The organism is Rhizobium altiplani (assembly GCF_001542405.1).
GTDB classification, from domain to species: Bacteria; Pseudomonadota; Alphaproteobacteria; order Rhizobiales; family Rhizobiaceae; genus Rhizobium; species Rhizobium altiplani.
Genome location: NZ_LNCD01000064.1, coordinates 1 through 24,286, shown reverse-complemented (window position 1 = coordinate 24,286; position 24,286 = coordinate 1). Strand labels below are relative to the sequence as shown.

Genomic DNA, 24,286 nt, shown 5'->3' with positions numbered 1-24,286 from the left:
CATGCGCTTCGATCGGCTTGATCTTCTCCGATACGGCTCACTTTCGGACCGATCCATCCCATTTCGGCCGGATGCAAAGTTGCACATCGTTTATGGGCCGAATGAGGCGGGCAAGTCCACCTTGCTCCGTGCCCTGTCTGATCTCTTGTTCGGCTTTCAGAACGAAGTTGCCGGATTGCACAAGTTCGAGCCATCCATCCTCAGAGTCGGCGCGAGCCTAACGCGACGTGACGGCGCATCGATCGATTTCCGGCGCCGTAAAGGTCGCAAGGCAACATTGGTCTCCAATTCGGAACAAGAGGTGCCTCTCGCGGACGATATCCTTTCTCCCTTTATTGGCGGGGTGAACCGATCAGTCTTTGAAAAGGCTTTCGGAATGGATTCTGCCAGGCTCCGCCACGGGGGAGAGGAGATGGCGACGGGAGATGGCGAGATCGGCCGTCTCCTGTTCTCGGCCGCTTCCGGACTGACGGGGCTCACCCAGCTGCGCAAGAGCTTGGACGGTGAGGCTGACGCGATCTTCTCTCAGCGAAAGTCGAAGGACCGGGCATTCTATCAGGCGCTCGATCGTCACGAGGCTGCGCGGCAGTCCGAGAAACTTCATGAACTCCGTTCGCCCGACTGGAAGCGCCTCTCTGATGAAATCCGTGAGGTCGAGCGCCAGTTGGAAGAGCTAGGGCACGCGCGCCTGCGAACGAAAACGCGTCTTGATCTTCTACAGAACCTACGCACGCTCGAACCGCTTCTGACCGATGTCGATGTAGAGTTGGCCGGACTGGCGGAATTTGACGAGATCGCCGCAGTGCCGAATGAGATCGAGCAGCAGCTCGAAAACCAACTGCAGCGTCTCCATGAACTCGCCACGCGAGAAGCTGCCTCCCTTGCGGCGAGCGAGCGCATTCGGGACGAGTTTGAGGCACTGCAGCTCGACCCTGCTGTCTTGAACCAGCGAGACCTGATCCACGAGCTTCTCACGGAGAAGGTGGCGTATTCTCAAGCGAAGGCCGATTTCTCGAGAGTCCGGGCAGAGGTAGCGGATTTCGATCTTGAGCTTGCTGGCCTTGGTCGAAGGGCAGGGCACCGGGGTTCGGTCGAGACGCTCATCCAGACTCAGCCAGCTGATGCTCAAATCAATCGTCTCAATAGTCTTATCCGCGATGGAAACGAGCTGAAACGCACCGAGACGAGCCTACGGCAGCGCCTGGAAGACCAGACCTTGGAATTCAGCCGTATCCAACGAACCGAAAGCGGTGGTACGCTTCAAGATGTCGGGCCTCTACAGGAACGTCTTGGTGCCCTCCAGCCAGATATCCGATCGCTCGAACGAATTGACGAGATTGATACCGCTTTGGCAAGGGCACGCCAGGATATCAGCGAAGCGAAGGCTCGCCTGGCTCCTCCAGTCCAGGATCTCGAAGCGCTTCTGAAGCTCCCGCTTCCGGACGAAGTTGAATTGGAGAAACACCGCCCAAATCTTGTAGCAGCGTCCGACCGTGTGAAACGTGCCCAGGAAAAGCGGACAGAGCGCCGCTTGGAGCGCGAGGACGTAGTACAGCTCATTTCGGACCTCGAAGATGATCGGCAACTCATTACCCGTTCGATGATCGAAGAAGCGAGGGCTGTCCGCGATGCGGCCATTCAAGGACTTCAGTCTGGCAATCTCTGGGACGGCGCATTGCCAGTGCTCGTTCGCGAGGCGGACAAACTGTCGGACGGTGCACTTTCGCAAGCTGAAAGAACCGCCCGCCACTCGGCGCTGACGCTGAGGCTGGCTCGACTTGATGGTGACATTGGTACCTGTGATTTCGAACTCGAGGCCGCACGGGATCACCAGGAAGGTGCATTGGCCGCATTCTCGGGACTTTTCGATCATGCAGGAATTCCGGTTCTCGATATAGACCAAATGGGCAAATGGCTCCGCGGCATAAATGCCATCGCCATGAGGCGCGAGAACGTCCGGGACCTGGAAGATCAGCTTCGCATTGTTCAAAGCCGGAATGTCCAAGTTACATCTGAACTTGCGAGCATCGCAGCAGCCATCGGGCTCGAAGCAAAGCTTGCCGGTCCGCTTTCCTCGAACGTCAGGCTCGTGGAGACAAAGCTGGCCGAACTGGCAAGGGCCTGGGATGAGCGGCGCATCGTCCGCGCCCGGCAGGAGGCGCTGGAGAGCGACATCGCTGACGGTGAGCGCAAGATCGCTATCTTGGCTACGGAAGTCGATGAGTGGCGGTCGCAATTTGCTGAAACATGCGTTGCTTTCGGGCTTGATGGTGCTCCAACCTTGGAGATGGCTGAAGCTGCAATCCAGGTCTGGAAGGAAATCCCACGCTGTTACGCCGAAAGACAGAACAGACAGCGCCGGGTCGACGGCATGGCACGTAACATCGATCAATTCGAGGAGAAGCTGTCGGGTGTCTGCAAATCGATCGGTGATGATCTTTCCAAACTCGCTCCGTTACTCGCTGTCGATACCTTGCACAAACGAATGACCGACGCACAATCCGCCGAGGATCGTAATCGACATCTCGCTACAAGCCGAGAACGAGTGTCCGCTGAAATTCAGCAGATAGCCGAAGAAAGCCAGTCGATCAGTCGGGATGTCGCTGCTCAGTTGGCTCGTCTGAATGTCCAGATAGACGCCAGGACACTTCTCGAGCGTCTCGGAAGGCGTCGTGCCGTGGTCGAGAAGCTTGACGACAGTCGGCGGAGGCTCTCGCTGCATTCCAGGGGCCTCAGCGAAGACGACATCCGGGTAAAACTTTACGATTTCGATCGAGTCGGCGCCGATTTGGAGATCGAGACGCTTGTGGCCGAGGATTCTCACCAGTTCGACGTGTTCGGCAAGCTCAAGGGAAGACTTGCTGAACTGGCATCGACAAAAGAGGCGCTTGAGACCGGAATGAGCGCGGAGCACGCTGCTTTCGACAAAGCATCGGCAGAACAAGAGACACAGGATCTGGCCCGCCAATGGGCTGTTCTGAGGCTCGCCTCGAAACTGCTACAGACCTCTTTGGAACGCTATAGGGAGTCACAGGCAGATCCGCTGCTCGCACGGGCAAGCGAGTACTTCTCCACGTTGACGAATGGATCCTTCGTTCGCTTGGTGCAGGAATTCGACGATCAGGATGCGATTAGGCTAAAAGCAGAACGATCCAACGGCGAGCGGCTTCCCACGAAAGCCCTCAGCGAAGGATCCGCAGATCAGCTTTACCTAGCCTTCCGCCTAGCATTCATCGAGGACTTCTGCAGTCGCAACGAGCCACTTCCTTTCATAACAGACGATGTATTTCAGTCGTTCGATGACGAGCGCAAGGCTTCCGGGTTGAGAACTCTGGCGTCTGGAGGACGGGCGTTCCAGCCGATCTTGTTCACGCACGAGGGCAAGATTGTCGAAATCGCTAATGACTTGCTGCGGGGTGATGTTGATGTCATCAGCTTCGAACGAGTCGCGTCGAGCCTGACAGACGCGTCGAGATGAAGCGCTGCAATCCAGCACCCATGGTCAGAACCCAGCCCCTTCTGAAATTGGGGTATCCGAAACAGCGACCTGCCGCAGGCATTGCCATCCCCGAGGCACGCCGTGGGAACTGAATTGCTTACCGGTTAGGTCGAACGAGATCGTCAGGCGTCAGGAGGTGAACCCGCCGTGTTTCATCCTTTGCGAAATCGATCAGGTCCGACGAAAAACCAGCCTTGCTGAAGAGCAAGAAATGCTTTCCGGCGGTTCCTCTGCCGTATCTCGTTTTCTCGGATCTTTCACGTAGCTGCCTCAGATGCCCCATGTCGATATCGGCGTTTGTCCATTTGCACTCGCCGTAGAAAAATTCGCCATTCAGGAGTTTGCCTGCAACGTCGATATCGAAGTCCGAATGTCCCCATATCTGACCCACTTCCTTTGCGGGAAGGCCGAGCCTCTCCTGGATATGGATCCTGGCGTACTCGAGCGCGATAGCTTCGAAGGCAATGCCCATGTATTCCGAGAACCCCGGCGCCACAACGTGTCTGTATACGTCTTCCCCAAACCCACCGCTAATCGCGGTCAGGCTGGGCCGTACAAACCGGTGCCAGAACGAGATCAGGCTGTCTTCTAGACGGAACCGACGATTTCTTGCCTTCTCATCGACATCCAACGACTTCGTATTCGATATCAGATGGAGCGCCACCAGCTTCGCGGCGTATGGGGTAATTCTCTCTGCCTTGACTCCCAGTCGGCTCGCGATCTCCGACGTTGTGTTGCAGCCGTCGGCGATGGCTGCAAGGACGCTGGAGTAGAAACCCGGCTCGTGAAGTTCGGTTTGGAGAAGCGTGTTCGGCTCATCGACGAGAGTTCCTGTCTCGGTCAACAGCAACCTTACCGCGTTATCCTTCAACGGAAGGTCCGGGTTACAGAGTTGGAGATAGTACGGTATTCCCCCGAATATGGCATAGGCGCTGATGATTCCTATAGCGTCGTACCCTGGAAAAAAGCCCGCCACGTCAGTGAGGGGAAGCTGTTTCATATCCAGGGAAAGTGTCTGTCGTCCGTACAACGGATTCCTTTCCGCGAGCAGGTCCTGCATTTGGGATATGGAGGACCCGCAGAGAATGAGTTTCAGGGCGCCATCCGCAGGTGCGCCAGAATCCCAGAATTTCTGCATGATCGAAGGCAGCGCCGGGTCACCGTCGAGCAGATATGGAAACTCGTCGATGGTGACCAGCAGGCCCGGATTGTTCCGCGTGTGCTCGGCAATGTGGTAGAAAACACCTTCCCAGCTCGACAACGATTCAAGCACGGGCTGCGCACCTAAAACTTTTGCGACTTCGGTCTTAAATTGCTCGAGATTCAAAAGAGAGGAGACGCGTGTGGCCTGGAAATAGATCTCCTTCCGGCTTTTGCCCACCTCGCGAAGAAACCGGGATTTACCAACACGCCGCCGACCGAAGAGAATGACAAGTGATGGACGCGCAGCGTCAAGCTCCTCTTTGAACCGCGACAGCTCACGACGCCTGCCTAGAAACTTCATACGGATCGCTTTCCGCTTAACATAATGCTTATTATAGTAATTGATATTATAGGAAACGTAAATAGTGTAATGCACGTTATATTAAATCCATGACGGACTTGTGGTGGGTTGAATTCAGTGGGTGATGACACATCGATGGGAATTGTGAAGGAGGCCCGTCACATCGCCTCCTGTGGCGCCGTTGAAGCGATTTCGGCCTATATCGTGAGAAAACTCCTAAAGCGGTCTCAGGAGCACGGTTGCAACTGAACCGCTCTTTGTTCTTGGTGGCAGTTGCTACCGGATAGCGCAAAAATCCCACCCGACGCTTGGAATCCATATCCCAGTTCCTTGTCATCGAGCGGCAACCGGATCCGCGACTATGATGGAACCGCAGGTGCGGTCCGCGAGCATGCGTTTTCGCTGAACCACAACCAGCCTGGCGACCCCGAGAAATTCGCCCGGCAGATAGTGGCCTTCGCCGATGTCGCCCAGTCGCCTGTCCGCATGCCGTTCGGCAGCGACACGGTTGCTGCGATCGAAGCGAAGCACTTGTTCGACGGGGACATCCTCAAGCGGTGGCGAGAGGTCTCGGTCTCCACCGACTTTTAAAGAACACGCACCCCGTTCCCGATGTTGCGTTTTAGGCGGAGCCGTCCTTTGATGGGCCACGTTGGCCACGGGGAGACATATGGACGGCACCCATCTCTTTGAACTGGTGATCGCAATGTTTCTTGCGATCATCGCGCTGCACTATCTCGCCCACCGCCTGGGACTACCGCCGTCGGTCGCGCTGCTTGCTGGTGGTGCCATGCTGGCCTTCGTCCCCGGGATACCTGCGATCACGGTCGATCCCGAACTCGTTCTGGTCATCTTCCTTCCGCCTCTGCTGTTCGATGGCGCCTGGTCCATCGCCGTCGACAGGCTAAAGCGGCATATGTTCGGCATCGCCTCGCTCGCCGTAGGGGCGGTGCTCTTCACGACCGTTGTCGTTGCAGTTGTCGCCCATCTGTTGATGCCGTCCTTGCCCTGGGCGGCCTGCGCCGCGCTCGGGGCCATCGTCTCACCACCAGATGCAGTGGCCGCCCGCGCGATTCTGGAACACGTTCGCCTGCCGCGCCGCCTTCAGATCCTGCTTGAAGGCGAGAGCCTGCTGAATGATGCGAGCGGACTCGTCCTCTTCCGCTTTGCCGTCGCAGCGACAGCGACTGGAGCATTCAGCACGGTCAGCGCAGTTGGGACGTTCGTTGTGCTTGCCGCAGGCGGTGCAGCGCTGGGGGGCGTGCTCGGTTTCGCATGGGTCAAGCTAGTCCTGCGACTTCGCGACGACTATCTCATGATCGCGGCAACCACGTTGCTCTGCTGGATCGCATACCTATTGGGGGAACAACTCCATGTGTCTGGTGTGATCGCTACTGTGACAGCCGGTCTTATAGCCTCGTGGCACCAGCACACCGTCATGTCGGCAGGGACACGCATGCGCGGTACGTCTTTCTGGACAGTGCTGGTGTTCCTCATGGAAGCGATGGTCTTCATCCTCATCGGTTTGTCGCTGCGCGACATCGTCGAGCGCGGCGGCGGGTTCGTCGCGCTGATCGAAACCATGACCTTCCCGGCGCTTGCGATCCTCGTCGCACTCATTGCGGCTCGTTTCGTCTGGGTCTTCGGTTCTGATCTGGTAGTCAAACTCGCAAACAGCCTGGGTCGTGCTCGATCGGCGCCGATGGGGGTGGGGGCGGCGACAGTTCTCTGCTGGGCGGGCGTCCGCGGGGTGGTCACGCTTGCCCTTGCCTTGAGCTTGCCCGATGATTTTCCCGAGCGGGATTTCATCCTCGTGATCTCTTTTGCCGTGATCATGGGGACAGTGCTGCTGCAGGGCACGACGCTTGGGGTTGTGATCTCCTGGGCTGGTTTGGGAGAGGCGGAAGTCGAACGAGCGCCCATGACGATGAGCCAGGCCGAAGCGGCGATGGCGCAGGTTCAGTTCGCGAGGGTTAAGGACCTCGCATACGACCATGAGGGCACTCTGATCCATCCTCAATTGCTGGCGAGATACGAGCGTCGAGCGACCGCAATCATCGATTACGCGGAAAGGACCGAGGACTACGCGCCGATGCTCCATGCTCACTTCGACGTCGTGTTGGAGGCGGTCGCCGTTGGCCGGAGCGAACTCATACGGCTGCATCGTGTGGGGCAGATCGACGATGAGACCCTCCGGGAACTCGAGCGGGATCTCGATCTGGAGGAACTGAGTGCTATCTCAGCGAAGGCATGATCCGAAGTCACACAGGCTAGTGGTGGGGACCTAGCTGGGTTTGGATCTCATAATCGCTGCATTGTCCTGTATGGCCTGCAGGCCCTTATACGAGGCCGCCTGCACGACAAATTGTGATTGACGCTAAATGACACTTGCCGATCCTTGGAGGTAGAGGAACGATGGCTACTCCGTCGTACCTAGCCAGCCAGGAGATGCTCGTGGCGGCGCCGTCACTTCAACGCTGATGCTTTCGGCGCTGGGGCGTGATAGCAGATTGCTTATCACGCTTTCCTATCGTTAGTGGGATAGCAAGCTGAGAATCGTCGAAGACAAATGCACGAGACTGCCAAATACATTCCGGACGAATTGGACAGACGACTGATCGCCCACCTACGGGCCGATGGGCGGGCATCGCTTTCGAAGCTTTCGGAGGCCCTGGGAGTGGCGCGGGGTACTGTTCAGAACCGTCTCGACCGCCTTCTGGAGTCCGGGACACTGCTCGGTTTCACCGTCCGAGTACGGGATGATTATAATGATGGCACCGTGCACGCGGTTATGATGGTGGAGGTCATAGGGAAGTCGACAACTCAGGTCATACGTAAGCTTCGCGGTCTTCCGGAAATCTATTCGCTGCACACGACGAACGGAAACTGGGACCTAATTGCCAATATCAGGGCAGCAAGCTTGGCGGATTTCGACCGCGTATTGAGGGAGGTCCGGATGATTGATGGAGTGTCAAACAGTGAGACAAGCTTGCTACTGAGCACAGTATGAGCTCTTAGGAGCCACCGGCTTTGCCATGCACCGCCTCGCCAGATAGACCGCTGCGTCGTCCAGCACGTGCCGACGCAGCTTCAACGCATAGTGGGCCTTCTGCGGCCAGTGTCCTTGAGCTCACCTATTGCTGACGGACGAGGACACCCAAGGCTGTTGTAATGAGACGGGCAAATGTCAACGCGCCCAGACCGTCTACGTCACGTTCCGGCATGAATTCGACGAAATCCATCGCCGCGATCTTCCCGCGCTTCGCAGCTCCCTTGATCAAGTCGACGGCTTGATAATAGCTAAGACCACCGGGCGCGCGACCTATGACACCCGGGACCAGTGCCGGATCGAGCGCGTCCGCGTCAATGCAGATGATGATGTTGCTTCCTTCTGGGATATTGTCCAATACCACATCAATACCGCTCTTGTGGAGGTCATAGGCGGGCACGAATTTAACGCCCCACGAGACAGCATCCTCATAATCAGTCGTCGCGGCAGATCCTATGCCACGCGCTCCGACCTGAACAATTCGTTCGATGTGCTCCATCTCGGACGCGCGACGCATCGTAGAGGACAACCCCTTGTCTTCACCCATGTGCACGTCTCGCCAGTCTATATGGGCGTCGATCTGAAGGATCGTGAACTTCTGCCCGGGAGATGCTGCGCCAATCGCTTCGATCATCGGAATCGGGATGGAATCGTCGCCGCCGAGCAAGACGGGGATAGCGCCTTTTTTGATGATGGTGGAAACTGCCGAGGCAATTCGTTCGCGGTTTCCAGCGGCATCGTGCTCCTCGAAGGTCAAGTCTCCGCAGTCCACCGGACGGCGGCCAGCGTCGGGAAAGACGCGCCCGCCGTGATCGAAATCGTGTCGGTCAATGTTGGCTGTCAAGGACGATGTTGCCTGGCGCAACGCCTGAGGTGCGTTTCGGCAGTAAGCGCCAACTGAGGCATAGGGAGTGGCGCATGGCGCTCCTAGGATGGCAACGGGTGCCGAGAGTCCCTCGAGATCAGAGCAACTATCCAGCCCGAGAAACGTTGATGCCTCCGAGGCCGCGCCAAAAAGCGCGCCGAGGTTCGGCTTGTCGTTCATATTTAGCTCCTTTCCGGCCGACGCCGGGTTAGTGACAGATGGATTAGCGGTTCCGCCCACGCTCGAGGTACCCAGCCCACCGATGCTGGGCGAGCTGAAACGACGAGACCAGGACAAACGTGAAGACCAGATAGATTCCGGCAGCCGTTAGGTACGGTTCCAGTTGGATGTAGTCATTGAGGGTGATTGTGCGTGCAACACCGGTGACTTCGAGCAAAGTGACGGTACTTGCGAGGGATGTCGCATGCAGCATCATGATCATCTCGTTGCCGTACAGCGGCAGCGATCGGGTCAACATCGCCGGAATGAGAATGCGGCGTGCTTGGACAACGGCCGACATCCCGAAAGCCCGCGCGGCTTCTATCTCGCCTACAGGAATGTGGCGCAGGCCACCTGCGAAGATCTCTGTCGTATACGCGGTGCTGTTGAGCACGAAAGCGGCAAGAACGCAGAGCATCGGGCTGGACAACCACGGCCAAAGAAAGCTCGTCCGGAGAAGTTCGAACTGGGCAAGTCCAAAGTAGATAAGGAATAGCTGCACGAGTAGTGGCGTGCCTCTGAAGACGCATGAATAGGCAAGGACCGGGTAGCGGATCAAAGGGTTCCGGCTGTTTCGGGCGAACGCCAGTGGCAGCGCGAGCAGAAACGAGATGGCGAGTGCGAGGAATGTAAGAAGAAGCGTCAGCTTCGCCCCTTGCATGTAGAGTGGGATGTATTCTCGAATGATGTCCCAGTTCAATGTGACAGCCCTCGTTCACCGACGCTATATCGCTTGGCCACAACGCCGAGGGTTGCCATCGATATCAGCGTGATAAAAAGGTAAAACGTCGCTGCCACCAGATAGAAAGTGAACGGCTTCCCGGTCGCTTCGGCGGCGCCCTTGGCTCGGAACATCACGTCTTGCAGGCCAATGAGGGAGACGAGGGCGGTTCCCTTCGCCAGTACCAGCCAATTGTTGGCAAAGCCTGGCAGCGCGAGCCTTATAAGCTGGGGGATCACGATACGGTGGAACGTTTGCCAGGCGCTCATCCCGTAGGCATGTGCGGCCTCGATCTGACCTCGCGGAATGTTCTGCAGTGCAGTCTTGAAAGTCTCGGTCATGTAAGCACCAAAAATGATCCCGAGACTTGCGATGCCAGCAATGGTCGCCGAGAACTCCACCTGGGAATCGACCCCGACTGCTTCGAAAACCTGATTGATGAGGGCAGGGAGGCTGTAGAAGATCAGTAGCATTACGACCAAGTCAGGGATTCCCCGGACTAGGAAGGTGTATGCGGTTGCGACTGCCCTGAGGGCGCGGTGCTCGGATTGCTTCGCGAGTGCTCCCGAAAGTCCGATCAGCGTGGCCAGCAGGAGCGAAGCCAAGGCTACCAGCAGGGTCGTAGACCCCGCTGCCAGCACAGTTTGAATGTATTGGGACGTCATCGCGTCATTCGCCGAAATACTTCGCGTCGAGAGCCTTGAGAGTTCCATCGGCCTTGATGGCCGCGAGCCCTTCATTCACCTTTGCAAGCAGCTCGGGATTCTTTTTGCTAATGGCGATCGCGACGCCTTCACCGAACTCCTTCGCGTCCTTGCCTGTGAGTTGCGGACCAACGAGCTCGAAACCTTTGCCGTCGTCACTCTTCAGGAAGCTATGGATGATCTGGGCCTGATAGCTGATATGCAGGTCTGCGCGGCCGGCGGCAAGTTCGAGATACGGAGCGCTGCCGCCGTCGTAGCGCTTGATCGTGGCGTCAGGGAAATGAGAGGTTACGTATGCGTCCATCGGAGTGCCTGTTTGGACGGCAATCATCTTGCCCTTCAGCCCCTCGGGCGTGATTTCTATGTTCGCCCCCTTTTTAGCGACAAAGCGGAACACCGGATGCTCATAGATTTCGCTGAAGGCGATTACTTTGCGACGCTTATCTGTAACAGTGAGCTGAGAGATCAACGCGTCATATTTGCCATCGATAAGACCTGGGATCATGCCATCCCATGCAGCATTGAAAATGTCGCAATCGAGTTTGGCCGCTTTGCAGACTGCGTCCATAAGCTCGATATCGTAGCCAACCACCTTGCCGCTTGCGTCGACGGATTCGAATGGAGGGAAGGTAGCATCGGTCGCGATTCTCACTTTTTCCGCGGCGTAGGCGGGGACGGCTGCCGACGCGATCAAAACTGCGGCAAAGATGGAATTAAGGGGTAGTTTCACTATGCGTTCCTCTCGTCTGGTTGTTGTTTTGGTAGTGTCCTGAAAGGCTTAGTGCTTGAGGCGCCCTGCTAGGAATTGTTGAAGCCGTTCGCTTTCGGCATTGCCGAAGATCTTGTCGGGATGACCTTCCTCTTCGATTTTGCCCTGATGGAGGAAAACGACGCGACCAGACGCGTTCCTCGCGAAGCCCATCTCGTGTGTGACGACCACCATGGTGCGACCCTCCTCTGCCAAAGACTGCATGACCTTCAAGACTTCGGTGACAAGCTCCGGGTCGAGGGCCGATGTTGGTTCATCGAACAACATAACCTCGGGGTCCATGCTGAGTGCACGAGCTATAGCCACGCGCTGTTGCTGACCTCCGGATAGTTGCGACGGGAACTTGTCGTAGACCCGAGCGTCAAGTCCGACTTTGGCGAGGTTCGCCTTTGCTCGCTCTTCAGCTTCCTTTCTGGACAGACCAAGCACGCTGATGGGAGCTTCTGAGACATTGGCGACTACGGTCATGTGCGACCACAGGCAAAAGTTTTGGAAGACCATGGACAACTTGCTGCGAACGAGCCTGAGCTTTGCCTTGTCGACGGGTTGCAAAGCCCCATGACGGTCCCTTGTGGTAACCAGTGTTTCTCCATCAATTGCGATCGAGCCGCTGCTCGGGCGCTCGAGAAAGTTTATGCATCGCAAGAACGTGCTTTTTCCGGAGCCGCTTGCTCCGATAACGCTGATGACGTCTCCAGCCTGTGCGTCCAAGGAAACACCGCGCAGTACCTCGTGTGTTCCATAGGATTTATGGATGTCGCGCACGCTCAGTTTTGTCATGTTCTCAAGTTCCCTGCGGCCATGCCGCTTTTTGTTGGCGACATACTTGCGAGGTTATGAGCTGATGCGCAAATGACTATTCGTCACGCCATTCATGACGCCACATCATGTATCCGAAGAGCTACATCGGCCCTATCCGGATTCGAGCTAAGAAATCATGAATGAGTATCAGGCAAAATGCCTAATCCGACGGCAATGTTGCCAACGCGCTACCGCGATCGAACTGCAAAAGGAGCCATCGCAAGAACAAACGAGGAGCCGATCGCCGGATACTGGTATTGCTACAAACAACATGCCAACCACCGAACGCATCGATCGAAACGGGCACGGGCTTTATCAAGATCCCCCGTTTGAAATCACTGCCCGATAGGGTGTCGCTGACGAGGGCTGCCCCTGTCCCGTGGATAGCCAGATCGATCGCCATCCCCAAATCGCTGCAATAAAGATGCTTTGCTTCCTTGTCGGCATCTGCCGCCCCCGCCTCAGCAAACCAGCGGCGCCACTCCGAGCCATCGTCTTGGTGGAGCAATGTTACGTGCCGAAGGTCGCGGGGTTGGCTTATCTGCCTCCCAAGGCGCTCGAAAAGAATGGGGCTACAGACAGGCGTTACGTTTACATGAGCGAGAAGAGTGGACCACTTGTCCACCCAGCCGCCAGATCCAAACGAGATCCCAACATCTATGTCCGTCAATTCATGGACGCGTGGATTCTCCACGAGACGAATGTGGCACTCGATCGTCGGATGGGCCTGGCAGAAATCGTTGAGATTTTTTGCGAGCCAAGTGTTTGCGAACATAGGAGGGCAAGCAATGTCCAAGCGACCATGGATCTGGTCGGCGTCAACAAGCAGAAGTGCCGTTCCAAGAATGTCCTGCATGGCGTTCGAAACGGTCTTGGCAAAAATGCGCCCAGCGTCGCTGAGGACCACGCCGCGGCCGGATTTGACAAACAGATCGCAACCCAGCGCCAGTTCAAGTCGTCTTATCTGATGGCTGACTGCACTATCCGTCAGGTTAAGTTCGGCTGCTGCCTTTGCGAGGCTCTGGTGTCGCGCAGCCGACTCAAATGTCCTGAGTGTCGGCAGAGGAAGATTCTTGAGGTTGGTCACTGACTAATCCTGAACTTTTACGCCATCATAGTGGATCATACGCAACGCGGAAGGGTCCTCGTGCCGCGAGTTGATTTGGCGAAATTGTCATTTTGAGTATGCAAAATGACTAACTGGCAGGCGGATTTTGCAGACTCTTGGCATTTCCGGCAGCGTTGTCTCAGCCTACGCTTCTCCTCACACCTAAGGAGACCGAAATGCCAGCACTTGCGCCGTCACCTAAAGCCTACGTGCCATTCGTCAGCGTCGAGAACATGATGCAGCTCATCCACCGCATTGGGATCGAGACAATGCTGCTGGAGATGACTGACGCTATCGAGGACGATTTCCGTCGTTGGAATGCTTTTGATAAGACACCCCGCGTCGCCTCTCACTCCACGGATGGCGTGATCGAGCTTATGCCGACCTCGGATGGTGCTACGTACGGATTTAAGTATGTCAATGGCCATCCTAAGAACACGCGGGACGGTCTGCAGACGGTTACCGCGTTCGGTCTTCTTGCGGATGTCGCAACGGGCTACCCGGTCCTCATCACGGAAATGACGCTATTGACGGCGCTGCGAACAGCGGCTGCGTCGGCCATGGCGGCGCGCCACCTGGCGCCGAAGAACCCGTCCACATTGGCTCTTATCGGCAATGGTGCGCAGGCCGAATTCCAAGTGCTCGCAATGAAAGCAGTTCTTGGCGTCACTCATGTTCGCTTGTTCGATATCGACCCCTTGGCGACTTCGAAAACGTTGAAGAACCTCTCCGATAGTGGGTTGCATGTCATCGCGTGTTCATCAGCACAGTCGGCGGTCGAAGGTGCGCAAATCATCACGACGTGCACGGCTGACAAGCAGTACGCCACGATACTGACCGACAACATGGTGGGCGCCGGGGTCCACATCAACGCGATCGGCGGAGACTGCCCAGGCAAGACTGAATTGCACGGTGATATCCTGCTTCGAGCTGACACCTTCGTCGAGTTTGAGCCGCAGACGCGGATTGAAGGTGAGATACAGCAAATGGCAGCGGACTATCCGGTCACTGAGCTTTGGCGCGTTCTTGACGGCAAAGCCCAAGGGCGCCGCGACGAGCGCCAGATCACGCTCTTCGACAGCGTTGGCTTCGCTGTCGAGGACTTTTCGGCGCTTCGATATGTTCGCGCAAAGCTGCAGGACACTGGTTTGTTCCACAACTTGGACATGATCGCCGATCCGGACGATCCTCGTGATCTGTTTGGCATGTACCTGCGAGCAAAGTGAGTATCGATATGTCCAAGCAAAGCTCAGTTCAGGCCCCGTCTGCAGTCGTCATGGTGCGACCGCACCACTTCACGATCAATACAGAGACGGCGATCGACAACGCATTTCAGGCTACGTCCGGCTCAGAGGATGATTACTCCCGGGAGGCGTATGATGAGATCACGGGAGCTGCGGAAACATTGCGTTCGCATGGGGTGGCCGTTCACCTCTTTGAAGATCACGGCAACAATACTCCGGACTCCGTATTTCCCAACAACTGGTTCTCCACCCACGCCGGAGGCCACGTTGCAATCTATCCAATGAAGGCGGAAAGCCGCCGTCGCGAACGACGAACGGATATCATCGAGTTTCTTAAGCGCCGATATCGTGTTCAGTCTATCATAGACTACTCAGGTCTCGAGCTTGACGGCCTCTTCCTCGAAGGAACTGGCGCGATGGTTCTGGATCACTTGGATCGTGTTGCATATGCGGTTCGCTCAGACCGTACCGACCCCATCGCGTTGGAGCGATTTGCCACGCACTTCAATTTCGAACCGATGGTCTTCGATGCAACAGATGAGCGCGGGAGGCAGGTCTATCACACGAACGTTCTGATGTGTGTTGGAACGGATGTCGCGCTTCTTGGCAGCGAAATGATTACGAATGAGAGTCGCCGGGCTGAAATTCACGAACGACTTTCTTCGTCCGGACGGAAGGTCATTGAACTCAGCAGTGATCAGATCACCAAGTTCGCAGGCAATGCTCTGGAGTTGCAGGGGAACGGAAACCGTATTCTTGCCTTGTCGACCACGGCTGCCGAAGCTCTCACTGCGGATCAAAGAGAAGCGATCGAGAGTGTAGTGAAATTGGTTGCCCTCCATATCCCAACTGTGGAGAGGGCAGGTGGCTCGGTCCGCTGCACACTTGCAGGCATACATCTGACTCCCCGTCCGCTGTCTTAAAAGCAACATCAGGAATGGAGAGATCGAGCCTGCGTGCGGGTTCGAGATCCTCATCCAGCTCGCGGCTCAACATCTTTCCAAACCGTTGCGCTTCCAGCGATGGACTGGCGCGCACAGGACTGTGGTCTGTATAGCGGTCCTGTGCGCGGCCTTGAATTCGCGTGTTTTGGCGTCAGCACCGATCAGGGAGCCGATCTTGTCGTCACAAAGTCAACGCATACTCAGCACGGTATTCAATCACGCGGCCAGTTTCATCTGAAGCTTCCATGGCATCTTGGGATCATATGCTGATTCATGGATCGCGAGGCCGCTTCCTTCGATGTCCATATGCATCGTGGCCACAAGCCAGTCGGAAGTCATCACGCAGGGCAGATCCTCTGTCTCGAGGATGGCGATAAGTTCGTTCTCCGTGGACAGACCGCTTCGCGTCTGCTGGTCCTCGCGGTCCAACGTCCAAAAATACCGTTTCATCAGAATTCTTCAGTCCATGTTTTCAGTCGGGCGGGCGGTTTACAAGCCGACACGTCTGAAAGCAAGGCACCGGGTGACCGAAGCCTCTTATCGGCTTCTCGCCCTCATGACTGGTGCATCCGTGTCGCCCACCCACATCGGTAGTCGCCGTCGCACCTCGCTCGACCATCGCTTCTCCTCGGATGTCGTATGTGAGGTCGACGTCTTCCGAGAATTGTCGAATGGCGCCGTAGGCCTTCGAGAGCGAAGTCCCGCCCTTGAAGACAAGGCTCTCACCGAGCGCCGTGATGTAGAGTGTTCGAAGCGCCCAGACGACCCAGACGTCCTTTTCGAGCAAGTGGACGGGCGCTTCGATCGATCTGACGCAATTGCGAGAACCTCTCGCTTGTCCTCGGATAAGAGCTTGAGGAGATGATCAGCCATGCGCTGCCTTTCCGACGCTTCGTGCGAGCCAGGTCGGAAACTGGGGTGCTGCAGCAACAAGCTCGTTGAACGCCTCGGGGGGGCAGTTTCCGCTTGATGCTCGAAAGAGCATCCTCCGCTCGCTCCGGCCCGAGCCATGCGAGCGCGCGTACAGCGACGCCGGCCGGCCGGCTAGCGAGCGACATCTGCCAGCGAGGGACGTGCTTAAGCTCGACCTTTTGGCTTCGGACATCCATCGGGCTACCAAACGGCACGACGACCAGCCGCTGACCACCCTCAATCGGTTCGACTGACCCGCGCGCTCGGCTGAGCAAGGAAGGGCTTGAAAGCGGCTGCGATCTTCGCAAGAAATCCCTTGCTGAACGATCCCAAAACCTCTGCATTCGGGTCGTGGTAAAAGGACTGCTCGGCTATGTCGTGATTGAATTTAGTGACGGTAACCCACGCATCTTTCCACTCACGGATTTCAAGCGCGGCGACATTCGAGCTGGGGAATCTCCAAGGCGGTTTGATCGGAACGGGGGGCGGTGCCTGAGATAGCCAATAAGATCAGGTTTGTCTGATTACCTTTTGGGATTACCAGAACCATGCAAACCGGGCGTGACTTTCCGCCTTCAGTTTCTCCCTTGTCGCGCTGCCATGTCCAGAGATGATCGAACCATTGGCCGGAGCATCAGCCCTTGATCTCGCTTCCTTCCGCTATCAGCCGGTCCAGTTCGGGATCGATCAACTTAGCCAATTCGGGGGGGGCTTCATGGGGGCCATAGACCCTGCGCGGATCACCTTTTTGTTTCATGGCCTCGAAATCGTCGTAGGTCATGAGGACGTAGCGGGCCTTGCGATGTTGAGTAATAGCGACTGGCTGGCGATCTGCCGCCATGGTCACGGTCTTAATATCGCGCAGTAATTCTACGGTTGAGAATTTTTGCATTGTGGGCCGCTCCATCGAATTTTGCGAAATATACGAATTATCTGAAAATTTGCCCAGAGTAATGCCCGCTGCGCCATGGCTGCCAATGCTCGCTTGAAGACCGTCGATTTGTTGCGGCGACCAACCATGCGCGATCCTGTCGATCACGGACTGCCGGAACCCGGCCGATGGCCATGCGATCAAGCTGTGGCAACACCTGCCGGAGCATCGCGCCAGGCGCAGGCCGCGACATGCCAGGCGTAAAATGCATTGATCGGTTCACTTGCAAAGTGCCAGAAACTTGAATCCGACGGTCGTCGCGAGCCGAGCTCTAGCTTCGACAAACATGTACCGACGCCGGGCGCCGAGATCGACCTTGTGTTTGAGCAGGCTGGTATTTCGCGTCGGCCGCCGTCATGGTGCGGATGCAGCTCGACACAGCGATGCGGATCAACGGCATCCGCTTCATGCAGGATGCCGAGGGCAATATCGCCCAGATATTCAACGGTAATCTGACCTATCGAAAGGTAAAGGCGGCCGACGGCAGCAAGATGATGGACGCATATCTGAAGGAGAAGCTGACGAACGAATATGAGTGGGTCGGCAAGCTCTATGATGATCTATCGGACTTCGTACATCTGTCCTTCCGGCACTTCTGGCCCGTTATGGCCGGAACCGACGACGAGAACAGGATCGCCTATTTCGCCATCTCAGCGCAGGATCAGAAGAAGGACGAGGCAAATTATTTCGAAGTTACTGATGAGTTCTTCCGGGTGACGAAGCTAACTTGGGTGATACTCCTCGGCCTGCTGATGGCTCGGCATTCGCCGGCACCTTCGAAGATCAACAAAGCTGAGGGAGTAGAAGGGGAGGGGGCGGGACTGGGGAATTGAGCGTCGAGCAGATCGCGGACCTGGTGCCAGATCCGATCATCGATCTCGTCCGGGAGCTACACGCTGCCGAGGAGGGTAGTGAAGATCACGAGAAGCTGCGAGAGATCGTCAGGCAGCTTGCGCTCAAAGCCAACGCGGTTCTCTAGCGGATTGCTGCGAACAGGGCCGCCGCGCAATTGCCACCCGGCGCGTTCGCGGACGAAGATGGAGATCCTGAGGAGGAAACAATCGAGGGGTTACCACCGATCGATTTCAGGGTCGGTCTACACGGAAAAGAACCCCGCAGTGTGAGCCGCGGGGTCAAGGCAGAGATAAGGAACGGAAGATGCCAGAGGGCTTCAAGGCCGTCTCCCGCAGCCTGTTGCATCCAGTGTCGTCGTCGGCGGAACTTGGCACAAGCTGCAATTTGCACCCGACGGCCGAAAGCATTATGTTGATATCAGGAACGGAGATCGATCGACGATGCTGCTGCGGAAGTATCACGAGAACAAGGAAGCCCTGATGAACATCGGCAAAGAAGCTCTTGCCGAGAGCCGTCGGCTGGGCCTGCCGATCTCTGCCAAGGACCTCGAAAACGAGCGCAAGGATCGCGCCGAACACGAGCAGGAAGAGCGCATTCCCGCTCCCATGAGGCAGTAATCGCTTCATGCCGGAACTGTCGTGCATCATCCTCGGAGGCCCGAACGGCTCCGGCAAATCCTCAGCGTTTGCGAAGCTCAAGCTCGAAGGGGTCTGGATCAACGCCGATGAGATCGCGCGGGCATTGCCCGAATCCGACGACGGCAAGTCCAGGGAACGGCGAGCCTCCGAAGCTGCTCTCCGCAAGATCGCGGAGATGATCGAGACGCGGCAATCCTTCATCTTCGAAACCACACTGAGCAGCCAGCAGTCCATCCGGTTGATGCGCGAGGCGAAGACGGCCGGGTTTTCGGTCGGGCTCTACTATGTCGCCTTGGATTCCGTCGAGACCAACGTCGAGCGCGTCAAGCGCCGGGTCGAGAAGGGCGGTCACGATATCCCGGAAGCGGACATCCGCAGGCGGCACAAGGGATCTCTGGAAAAGCTGACTGAAGCCTTGAGGATCGCAGACGAAGTGATCCTGATGGACAACAGCGGCCTGGAGCCGCGCGAGATCTTCGAGATCCGCTCCGGCGTGGTCCAGTCCTTCGACATCGACGATCGGCAGGAGCTGCATCGCCAGTTCTCGGCCAAGGTCTGCGAAGCCTACAGTCTTGCGCGGTATGACAGCGGCTTCCGGAAGGTGCCGAATCTGGCAGCACGTCGAGGCGATGACGTGGCTTCTGAGACCCCGAAACCGTCACCCGGACACAGGCCGAAGCCTCCGGGCATGAAGTGAGAATGGCATGTTCGAATTGATCAATCTGCGCGAAACCGTTTACCGGGCCATCGCGGCCGATCTCGAAGCATGGTTTGAGCGGTTTCCTCAGGGGCTGGCTTGGAACGTGTTCTCCGATTGCTGCGTCGGTGATCCTAACAAGGCGAATGATGCCTTCACCTTCGCGATAGTTCGTAACCGGTGTTCTGCCCCCACATTGGCAGCCGCCGCCTGATCTGTGATCGAGGTTTCCATGGATGAAGAACGGGAGTTTCTCCATGGAGACCTCATTGGAGTTTCTCGCAACTAGGAAGGCTTGCGCGCAACGGTCGTGGCTGGCATCCGATGAAGCATCGAAGCATAAGACGGCACCAACTTGGCCAGCGCATAAAAGGGCGACAAGACGGTCGAAACCAGGGCGCGCGACAGTTCCGCTGGCAGAGCGCCCGAGGTCGTCGTCGATGGTCTCGATGTCGCTGAAGCCGTGTTGTCGCGCAACGTCAACAAGATCATACTGCCGCCGGCGGCTTTCCATGTTTGTCATGACCTGCGATTGCGAGGACTGCCGTACGTAGACGATGGCTTTGCGCGCGAGCAGCGCTGTCGGAATCAAATCAGTGTTGCTCATCGTTGAGCTCCTCGACGACGAGGCCTGCGGCCTGCATCAGCAGGCAAGCCAGCGTTGAAATCGCCTTCTTGCGATCCTTGTCGCTCAGTCCGTCGAGCATCCGGGTTTTGAATATCAGGTCGAGCTGCCGGCCCGACGCGGGCACCAGCGTATTGCGGGATCTCATCATGGTCCTCCTGAGTGATTCTACGTCCACTTCGGAAGGGCGCCGCTTTGGTGCCGCCAGAGACCAGCCTGTTCAATTCGATTAGCGTCGCAAGATCGACGCGTGGCGTTCCCATGGTCATGCCGCGGCAGACCAAGGGATCGATCATCCACCCTGAGAGCGCGATCACGACACCTGTCGGCCCCAGAACCTTCAAAAACTGGCCTGTCGCTCGTTCTTCAACACGGCGAATGGAAACCCTCTGGCCAAAATAAGGATGCCAGCGATAAAGAACCTCAACTTCATCGCCGACATGGGCAGAATGAACGGGGCATTGCCCTCAACCGTAAGAACGCTCTTTTTGCCGGGCATAATGCAGGAGCAGAGAATTGGGCGACCATCGCCTCGCTCATCGAAACCTGCAAGCTCAATGCTGTCGATCCGCTGGTCTACCTGAGTGCTGCGCTCACAGCCATCGTCAAGGGCCATAAGCAGAGCCAGATCGACGAACTCTTGCCGTGGAACTATTCGGTCTCACATAGCAATTCCCACCGATAACCTGCAGCCCCCAAAACGGACGCCTCAACACAACTGTCAGTTACGCTCTTTCCTTACGCTAAGGTTCGTGCTGTCTTATCGCCGACCATCCGTATACTCACGTTGAGGAGGCCAACATGAAAATCGCATTGGGGACACTGACGCTCGCGGTAGGCTTCGCCGCATTCACCGTGCATTTGGCGATGGCGGCCGAATCGGTGACGGTGGACAATTTCATTCGCGCGGAGAGCGATTTCTATTTCAACAATCTAATCAAAACTGGCAGCCTCGGTACGTTTCATCATAATCGCGAACTTGCGCCGATCGATAATCAAACTGTGATCCGATCCAACCGCGACACGCTCTATTCCGTCGCGGTATTCGACTTGGACGCTGGGCCGGTGACCATCACATTGCCTGAGACTGGTGAGCGCTACATGGCGCTACAGGTGATCAACGAGGACCACTATGTCCCAGAGGTCGTTTACGGTGGAGGCAAATACACGCTCGACAAGGGCAAGGTGGGCACTCGATATGTTGCAGCCGCTGTCCGCACACTCGTCGATCCGGCTGATCCTAACGACCTAAAAAAGGTTCATACGCTTCAAGATTCGATCAAGGTCGATCAGGCGGGCGTCGGTGAGTTCGAAGTTCCGAAATGGGACCAGACTAGCCAGAAAAAAGTGCGCGACGCGCTTCTTGTGTTGGGATCGACCATACCCGACTTCAAGGGCGCATTTGGAAGTAAGGCCGAGGTCGACCCGATCCGCCATCTGATCGGGACAGCGCTCGGCTGGGGCGGCAATCCGGAAAAGGACGCCATCTACCTCAATATCACGCCTCCCAGAAACGATGGTGCGACCGTCTATACGCTCCACGTTAAGGAGGTGCCGGTGGATGGTTTCTGGTCGGTCAGCCTTTACGACGCCAAGGGTTATTACGTGGAGAATGAGTACAACTCGTATTCGATCAACAACATCACGGCGTCGAAAACGACGGACGGCGAGGTGGATATTCAGTTTGGAGGATGCGACGGCAAAGTCGCCAACTGCTTGCCGATCATGAAGGGCTGGAACTATACCGTTCGACTCTATCGTCCTCAGGAGGATATTTTAAGCGGGACCTGGAAGTTCCCAGACGCCCAGCCCACGAAGTAGCCTTGCTGGCCGCGCTGCTAACGACCGCGTTTGGCGTACAGTCGCCATGCCGCCAGTCCGCATCCGCTCCACCTGACGCTCGCTCAGGTCAAGCACATGCGCCGCTGACACCAGGGTCATCCGGCCGTCGTTCACCTTCGACAAAATCTCGATCCGCTGCAGATCACGCTCGCTCATCGCAATCAGTCCCATCCGCAATCTCCGCCGTCATCAAAACCGGGGAGAGAGTGACATTTTTACTTTGCAGAAACAGGACATTCTAACTTTGCGTGTGACTTCTAATGTAAATGCAACAAGGGCTTAAAGGCTGCTACAGGGCAGAGAGATCAGCCCCCGATCCGACCGGCTGGGCCGGGTTGCAAGGGAGGAACGGGGGCGGGTGATGACGTTCCCCTTTGGCTTTAGCTTTCCCAGTAGCAATTGTTCCGTCGCCGGTTGATACTCGCTTGCACCTGCATGGGGCGGGGTGGGATCAAAGCCGCACGATGCTTCCGGAAATCAACCTGCATGGTGACGTCGACATCGCCGCGCTGTCACCACTTCTTCGCGGCATGCTTCTTGCTGTTGCCTATGCTGACGGTGAGGGTGGCATAGGATTGACGGCGACCGGCGCCATGAACCGCAAGTTCGTGCATTGGGCCGCTGTGCACTTCCTCTGGCCAGGGTTCACAGCCGAAGATCTCTACAGCATGAACAAGGTGCTCAATGAAAGCGACATGCCGCCGCTTTGGGTCGTGCGCGACATGGCCCGTCATCTGAAGCTTCTTCGCCGGAAAAAGGATGTGCTGCTGCCAACCAGACGCGGCCGGGAGTTTTTGGTGAACCCGCAAGCCTTCTTCGATCTGGTCGCCACGGATTATCTCTATTCGTATGTCCACGCCACCGAACGGGAAGAGGAGGTGCAAGCGCGGTTACGCTGGTGGCGCATGTTCCTCAATCTCCTCAATATCAAAGCCAGAGAAGGGTGCACGCCAATGGAGGTTGTGAAGATCCTCTATCCAGACCTGGCGCCTCTCTCGGACACCGAAATGACCATAGAAGCCTGGGAGTTGAAATCCGATCTCCAGTATGGCGTCTTCCAACGCTTATGCTGGCTCGGCTTGCTCTATGAGGCACGAGAGGGGCTCACGCTCCTTCAGGACGGATCCTTCCACAAGACGCCACTTTGGGCAGCCTGCCTGCAGTTGGAATCGGATACGCAAAGCGACATCGGCGTGCATTGACGATCTTTATTCCGCCGCTGGCTGCCTCAATAACGCTTTCTCTCGCCGCGCAATCACCTAGGATCATTCATGAAATCCGTCCTCCGCCCCGACTTGCCGTCATTTGTTCACTTCACGCCTGAACACTTCAGCTGGGGTACAGAAACCAAGGCATTTTCTCGGCGTATTGTTCAACTGATCGATCAGTGATCGTATCGATTCATCAGGAACTGACAGGACAGCAGTATCCCTCGGCAGGTAACGCCGAATCCGCCGATTCATGTTCTCGACGGAGCCTTTTTGCCAGGGCGCAGACGGATCGCAGAACCATGCATCGGTTCCCATTCCTTGCTTCAGTCGCCGCCAGGAGACGAATTCAAATCCGCGATCAAACGTCAAACTTTGCCGGGCATGCCTGGGCAGGGGGCTGAGCACGTTGATGAGCCGCTCCATGATCGGCTTGGACTGCCGGTCGTTGTTCTTGAACAGCATGGTGAACCGGCTCGTCCGCTCGACAACCGTTGCCACATTGGCATTGCCCTGAACCCTTTCGAAGATCATGAGATCGGCTTCCCAGTGACCGAATTCCTTGCGATCGTTGATGGCTTCCGGCCGATGTTTGATCGAACACTCATCTGGAAAGACTGGATTCTGCGGCTTGCGAGCATATCGCGGCCGGCGCTTTCTCCGCCGTTCCGGGAGAAGCCGCGCGAGTTGCTGCCGTTGTCCTTCTGGTGAATAGACATACCGGTAGATCGTCTCGTGACAGACGCTTGCCTTGGCCGCTGGTTCGATCTTCAGTCGTCCAGCAATCTGTTCCGGCGACCAGCCGGATTCCAACTTTCCGATCACTTCGTTCCGCAGATCCTCGCGACGAAAGAGCTTGCCGATCCGCCGGCGCCTTTCGCGCGCCATGTCGTTGGCGGTCATCGCCCAGTAGCCCTCGGCATCGGGGAATTCCTGATCGTGCCAGTAGTTGCGTTTGATCTCCCGGGAGATGGTCGCACGGTCCCGGCCGAGGCGTCTGGCGATCTCAGACTGGCTAAACTTCTGATCCAACATCCTGGAAATCGATCGGCGTTCGTCAAAACTCAAATGCGAAAAGGTACGGCTCAAACCATGGCTCCCGAAAAGCAGGCAGCTTAACGCCTTTGTTGCAGTTCGAGATAGAATGTGCC

Annotated in this window: 24 protein-coding genes and 5 pseudogenes; 14 read left to right on the top strand and 15 right to left on the bottom strand. The window is 56.8% G+C overall.

Annotation, left to right across the window (positions count from 1 at the left end; all coding sequences use genetic code 11):
• Position 1: 1 nt before the first annotated feature.
• Positions 2 to 3,478, top strand: a complete 3,477-nt coding sequence (locus AS026_RS13740; RefSeq protein ID WP_062369997.1) for an ATP-binding protein — start codon at positions 2 to 4, stop codon at positions 3,476 to 3,478.
• Positions 3,479 to 3,596: 118 nt separating this feature from the next.
• On the opposite strand, the gene AS026_RS13735 is transcribed toward AS026_RS13740, so the two are convergent.
• Positions 3,597 to 5,003, bottom strand: a complete 1,407-nt coding sequence (locus AS026_RS13735) for an ATP-binding protein (protein WP_062369994.1) — start codon at positions 5,001 to 5,003, stop codon at positions 3,597 to 3,599.
• Positions 5,004 to 5,333: 330 nt separating this feature from the next.
• On the opposite strand from AS026_RS13735, the gene AS026_RS13730 reads away from it, so the two are divergent.
• From AS026_RS13730 to AS026_RS13720, 3 genes are all read left to right on the top strand, one after another.
• Entirely contained in the window at positions 5,334 to 5,594 is a 261-nt protein-coding gene (locus tag AS026_RS13730) for a Rossmann-fold NAD(P)-binding domain-containing protein (RefSeq protein ID WP_062369992.1), read from the top strand.
• A gap of 79 nt (positions 5,595 to 5,673) precedes the next feature.
• Entirely contained in the window at positions 5,674 to 7,257 is a 1,584-nt protein-coding gene (locus AS026_RS13725) for a Na+/H+ antiporter (protein ID WP_062369989.1), read from the top strand.
• A 315-nt stretch (positions 7,258 to 7,572) separates the two neighbouring features.
• Entirely contained in the window at positions 7,573 to 8,013 is a 441-nt protein-coding gene (locus AS026_RS13720; protein ID WP_062369987.1) for an Lrp/AsnC family transcriptional regulator, read from the top strand.
• 124 nt (positions 8,014 to 8,137) lie between these two features.
• Here the strand turns inward: AS026_RS13720 and AS026_RS13715 are convergent, their stop codons facing one another.
• From AS026_RS13715 to AS026_RS13690, 6 genes are all read right to left on the bottom strand, one after another.
• Positions 8,138 to 9,097 (bottom strand): arginase family protein, encoded by a 960-nt coding sequence (locus AS026_RS13715; RefSeq protein WP_062369985.1) that lies wholly within the window; start codon positions 9,095 to 9,097, stop codon positions 8,138 to 8,140.
• A 43-nt stretch (positions 9,098 to 9,140) separates the two neighbouring features.
• Positions 9,141 to 9,836 (bottom strand): ABC transporter permease, encoded by a 696-nt coding sequence (locus tag AS026_RS13710; protein WP_100248164.1) that lies wholly within the window; start codon positions 9,834 to 9,836, stop codon positions 9,141 to 9,143.
• Positions 9,833 to 10,522, bottom strand: a complete 690-nt coding sequence (locus tag AS026_RS13705; protein WP_062369980.1) for an ABC transporter permease — start codon at positions 10,520 to 10,522, stop codon at positions 9,833 to 9,835. Before AS026_RS13705 ends, AS026_RS13710 begins: the two co-directional genes overlap by 4 nt.
• 4 nt (positions 10,523 to 10,526) lie before the next feature.
• Positions 10,527 to 11,291, bottom strand: a complete 765-nt coding sequence (locus AS026_RS13700) for a transporter substrate-binding domain-containing protein (RefSeq protein WP_082728529.1) — start codon at positions 11,289 to 11,291, stop codon at positions 10,527 to 10,529.
• A 48-nt stretch (positions 11,292 to 11,339) separates the two neighbouring features.
• Entirely contained in the window at positions 11,340 to 12,110 is a 771-nt protein-coding gene (locus AS026_RS13695; RefSeq protein ID WP_062369977.1) for an ABC transporter ATP-binding protein, read from the bottom strand.
• Positions 12,111 to 12,291: 181 nt separating this feature from the next.
• Entirely contained in the window at positions 12,292 to 13,218 is a 927-nt protein-coding gene (locus tag AS026_RS13690) for a LysR substrate-binding domain-containing protein (protein ID WP_062369974.1), read from the bottom strand.
• Positions 13,219 to 13,415: 197 nt separating this feature from the next.
• Here AS026_RS13690 and AS026_RS13685 point away from each other — a divergent pair, with 197 nt between their 5' ends.
• Positions 13,416 to 14,465 (top strand): ornithine cyclodeaminase, encoded by a 1,050-nt coding sequence (locus AS026_RS13685; protein WP_062369972.1) that lies wholly within the window; start codon positions 13,416 to 13,418, stop codon positions 14,463 to 14,465.
• A gap of 8 nt (positions 14,466 to 14,473) precedes the next feature.
• The gene (gene ctlX / locus AS026_RS13680; RefSeq protein ID WP_062369970.1) at positions 14,474 to 15,406 is read left to right on the top strand and encodes a citrulline utilization hydrolase CtlX; all 933 of its coding nucleotides are present in this window, start codon (positions 14,474 to 14,476) and stop codon (positions 15,404 to 15,406) included.
• 237 nt (positions 15,407 to 15,643) lie between these two features.
• On the opposite strand, the gene AS026_RS13675 is transcribed toward ctlX, so the two are convergent.
• The 4 genes and pseudogenes from AS026_RS13675 to AS026_RS43355 form a co-directional block, all read right to left on the bottom strand.
• Entirely contained in the window at positions 15,644 to 15,877 is a 234-nt protein-coding gene (locus AS026_RS13675; protein WP_062369967.1) for a hypothetical protein, read from the bottom strand.
• Between the two features lie 105 nt (positions 15,878 to 15,982).
• Positions 15,983 to 16,300 (bottom strand): annotated as a pseudogene (locus AS026_RS13670) (nucleotidyl transferase AbiEii/AbiGii toxin family protein); the annotation flags it as partial.
• A pseudogene (locus AS026_RS43360) lies at positions 16,293 to 16,521 on the bottom strand (hypothetical protein); the annotation flags it as partial. The pseudogenes AS026_RS43360 and AS026_RS13670, both read right to left, overlap by 8 nt.
• 452 nt (positions 16,522 to 16,973) lie before the next feature.
• Positions 16,974 to 17,378: a hypothetical protein gene (locus AS026_RS43355; protein ID WP_245307497.1), complete on the bottom strand. Its 405-nt coding sequence runs from the start codon at positions 17,376 to 17,378 to the stop codon at positions 16,974 to 16,976.
• Positions 17,379 to 17,626: 248 nt separating this feature from the next.
• Between AS026_RS43355 and AS026_RS13655 the strand changes: the two genes are divergently transcribed.
• The 5 genes from AS026_RS13655 (at position 17,627) to AS026_RS13645 (ending at position 19,674) form a co-directional block, all read left to right on the top strand.
• Positions 17,627 to 18,103 (top strand): hypothetical protein, encoded by a 477-nt coding sequence (locus tag AS026_RS13655; RefSeq protein ID WP_062369962.1) that lies wholly within the window; start codon positions 17,627 to 17,629, stop codon positions 18,101 to 18,103.
• A complete protein-coding gene (locus AS026_RS42035; protein ID WP_160330114.1) occupies positions 18,100 to 18,249 on the top strand; it encodes a hypothetical protein in 150 nt (49 codons plus the stop codon). The genes AS026_RS13655 and AS026_RS42035 overlap by 4 nt, the downstream gene beginning before the upstream one ends.
• 316 nt (positions 18,250 to 18,565) lie before the next feature.
• Entirely contained in the window at positions 18,566 to 18,742 is a 177-nt protein-coding gene (locus AS026_RS42315; protein ID WP_167354902.1) for a hypothetical protein, read from the top strand.
• 7 nt (positions 18,743 to 18,749) lie between these two features.
• Positions 18,750 to 19,460 carry an ATPase gene (locus AS026_RS13650; protein WP_082728528.1) on the top strand — a complete coding sequence of 237 codons (711 nt, stop codon included), beginning with the start codon at positions 18,750 to 18,752 and terminating at the stop codon, positions 19,458 to 19,460.
• A gap of 7 nt (positions 19,461 to 19,467) precedes the next feature.
• Positions 19,468 to 19,674, top strand: coding sequence for a hypothetical protein (locus AS026_RS13645; RefSeq protein ID WP_062369959.1), 207 nt, complete (start codon positions 19,468 to 19,470; stop codon positions 19,672 to 19,674).
• A gap of 90 nt (positions 19,675 to 19,764) precedes the next feature.
• On the opposite strand, the pseudogene AS026_RS39910 reads toward AS026_RS13645, so the two are convergent.
• Positions 19,765 to 20,067: pseudogene (locus tag AS026_RS39910) on the bottom strand (recombinase family protein); the annotation flags it as partial.
• A complete protein-coding gene (locus tag AS026_RS13635) occupies positions 20,054 to 20,233 on the bottom strand; it encodes a hypothetical protein (RefSeq protein ID WP_057220201.1) in 180 nt (59 codons plus the stop codon). The pseudogene AS026_RS39910 and the gene AS026_RS13635, both read right to left, overlap by 14 nt.
• 306 nt (positions 20,234 to 20,539) lie before the next feature.
• Here AS026_RS13635 and AS026_RS39900 point away from each other — a divergent pair.
• Both AS026_RS39900 and AS026_RS13625 read left to right on the top strand, forming a co-directional pair.
• Positions 20,540 to 20,770 (top strand): annotated as a pseudogene (locus tag AS026_RS39900) (transposase domain-containing protein); the annotation flags it as partial.
• A gap of 116 nt (positions 20,771 to 20,886) precedes the next feature.
• On the top strand, positions 20,887 to 21,906 hold the full coding sequence (locus AS026_RS13625; protein ID WP_062369955.1) for a DUF1254 domain-containing protein: 1,020 nt from the start codon (positions 20,887 to 20,889) through the stop codon (positions 21,904 to 21,906).
• 33 nt (positions 21,907 to 21,939) lie between these two features.
• On the opposite strand, the pseudogene AS026_RS13620 reads toward AS026_RS13625, so the two are convergent.
• Positions 21,940 to 22,098, bottom strand: a pseudogene (locus AS026_RS13620) (ISNCY family transposase); the annotation flags it as partial.
• 293 nt (positions 22,099 to 22,391) lie between these two features.
• On the opposite strand from AS026_RS13620, the gene AS026_RS13615 reads away from it, so the two are divergent.
• Positions 22,392 to 23,129, top strand: coding sequence for a hypothetical protein (locus tag AS026_RS13615; RefSeq protein ID WP_028744439.1), 738 nt, complete (start codon positions 22,392 to 22,394; stop codon positions 23,127 to 23,129).
• A 99-nt stretch (positions 23,130 to 23,228) separates the two neighbouring features.
• Here AS026_RS13615 and AS026_RS13610 read toward each other — a convergent pair whose 3' ends face one another.
• On the bottom strand, positions 23,229 to 24,224 hold the full coding sequence (locus tag AS026_RS13610; protein WP_028744438.1) for an IS30 family transposase: 996 nt from the start codon (positions 24,222 to 24,224) through the stop codon (positions 23,229 to 23,231).
• Between the last annotated feature and the right edge of the window lie 62 nt (positions 24,225 to 24,286).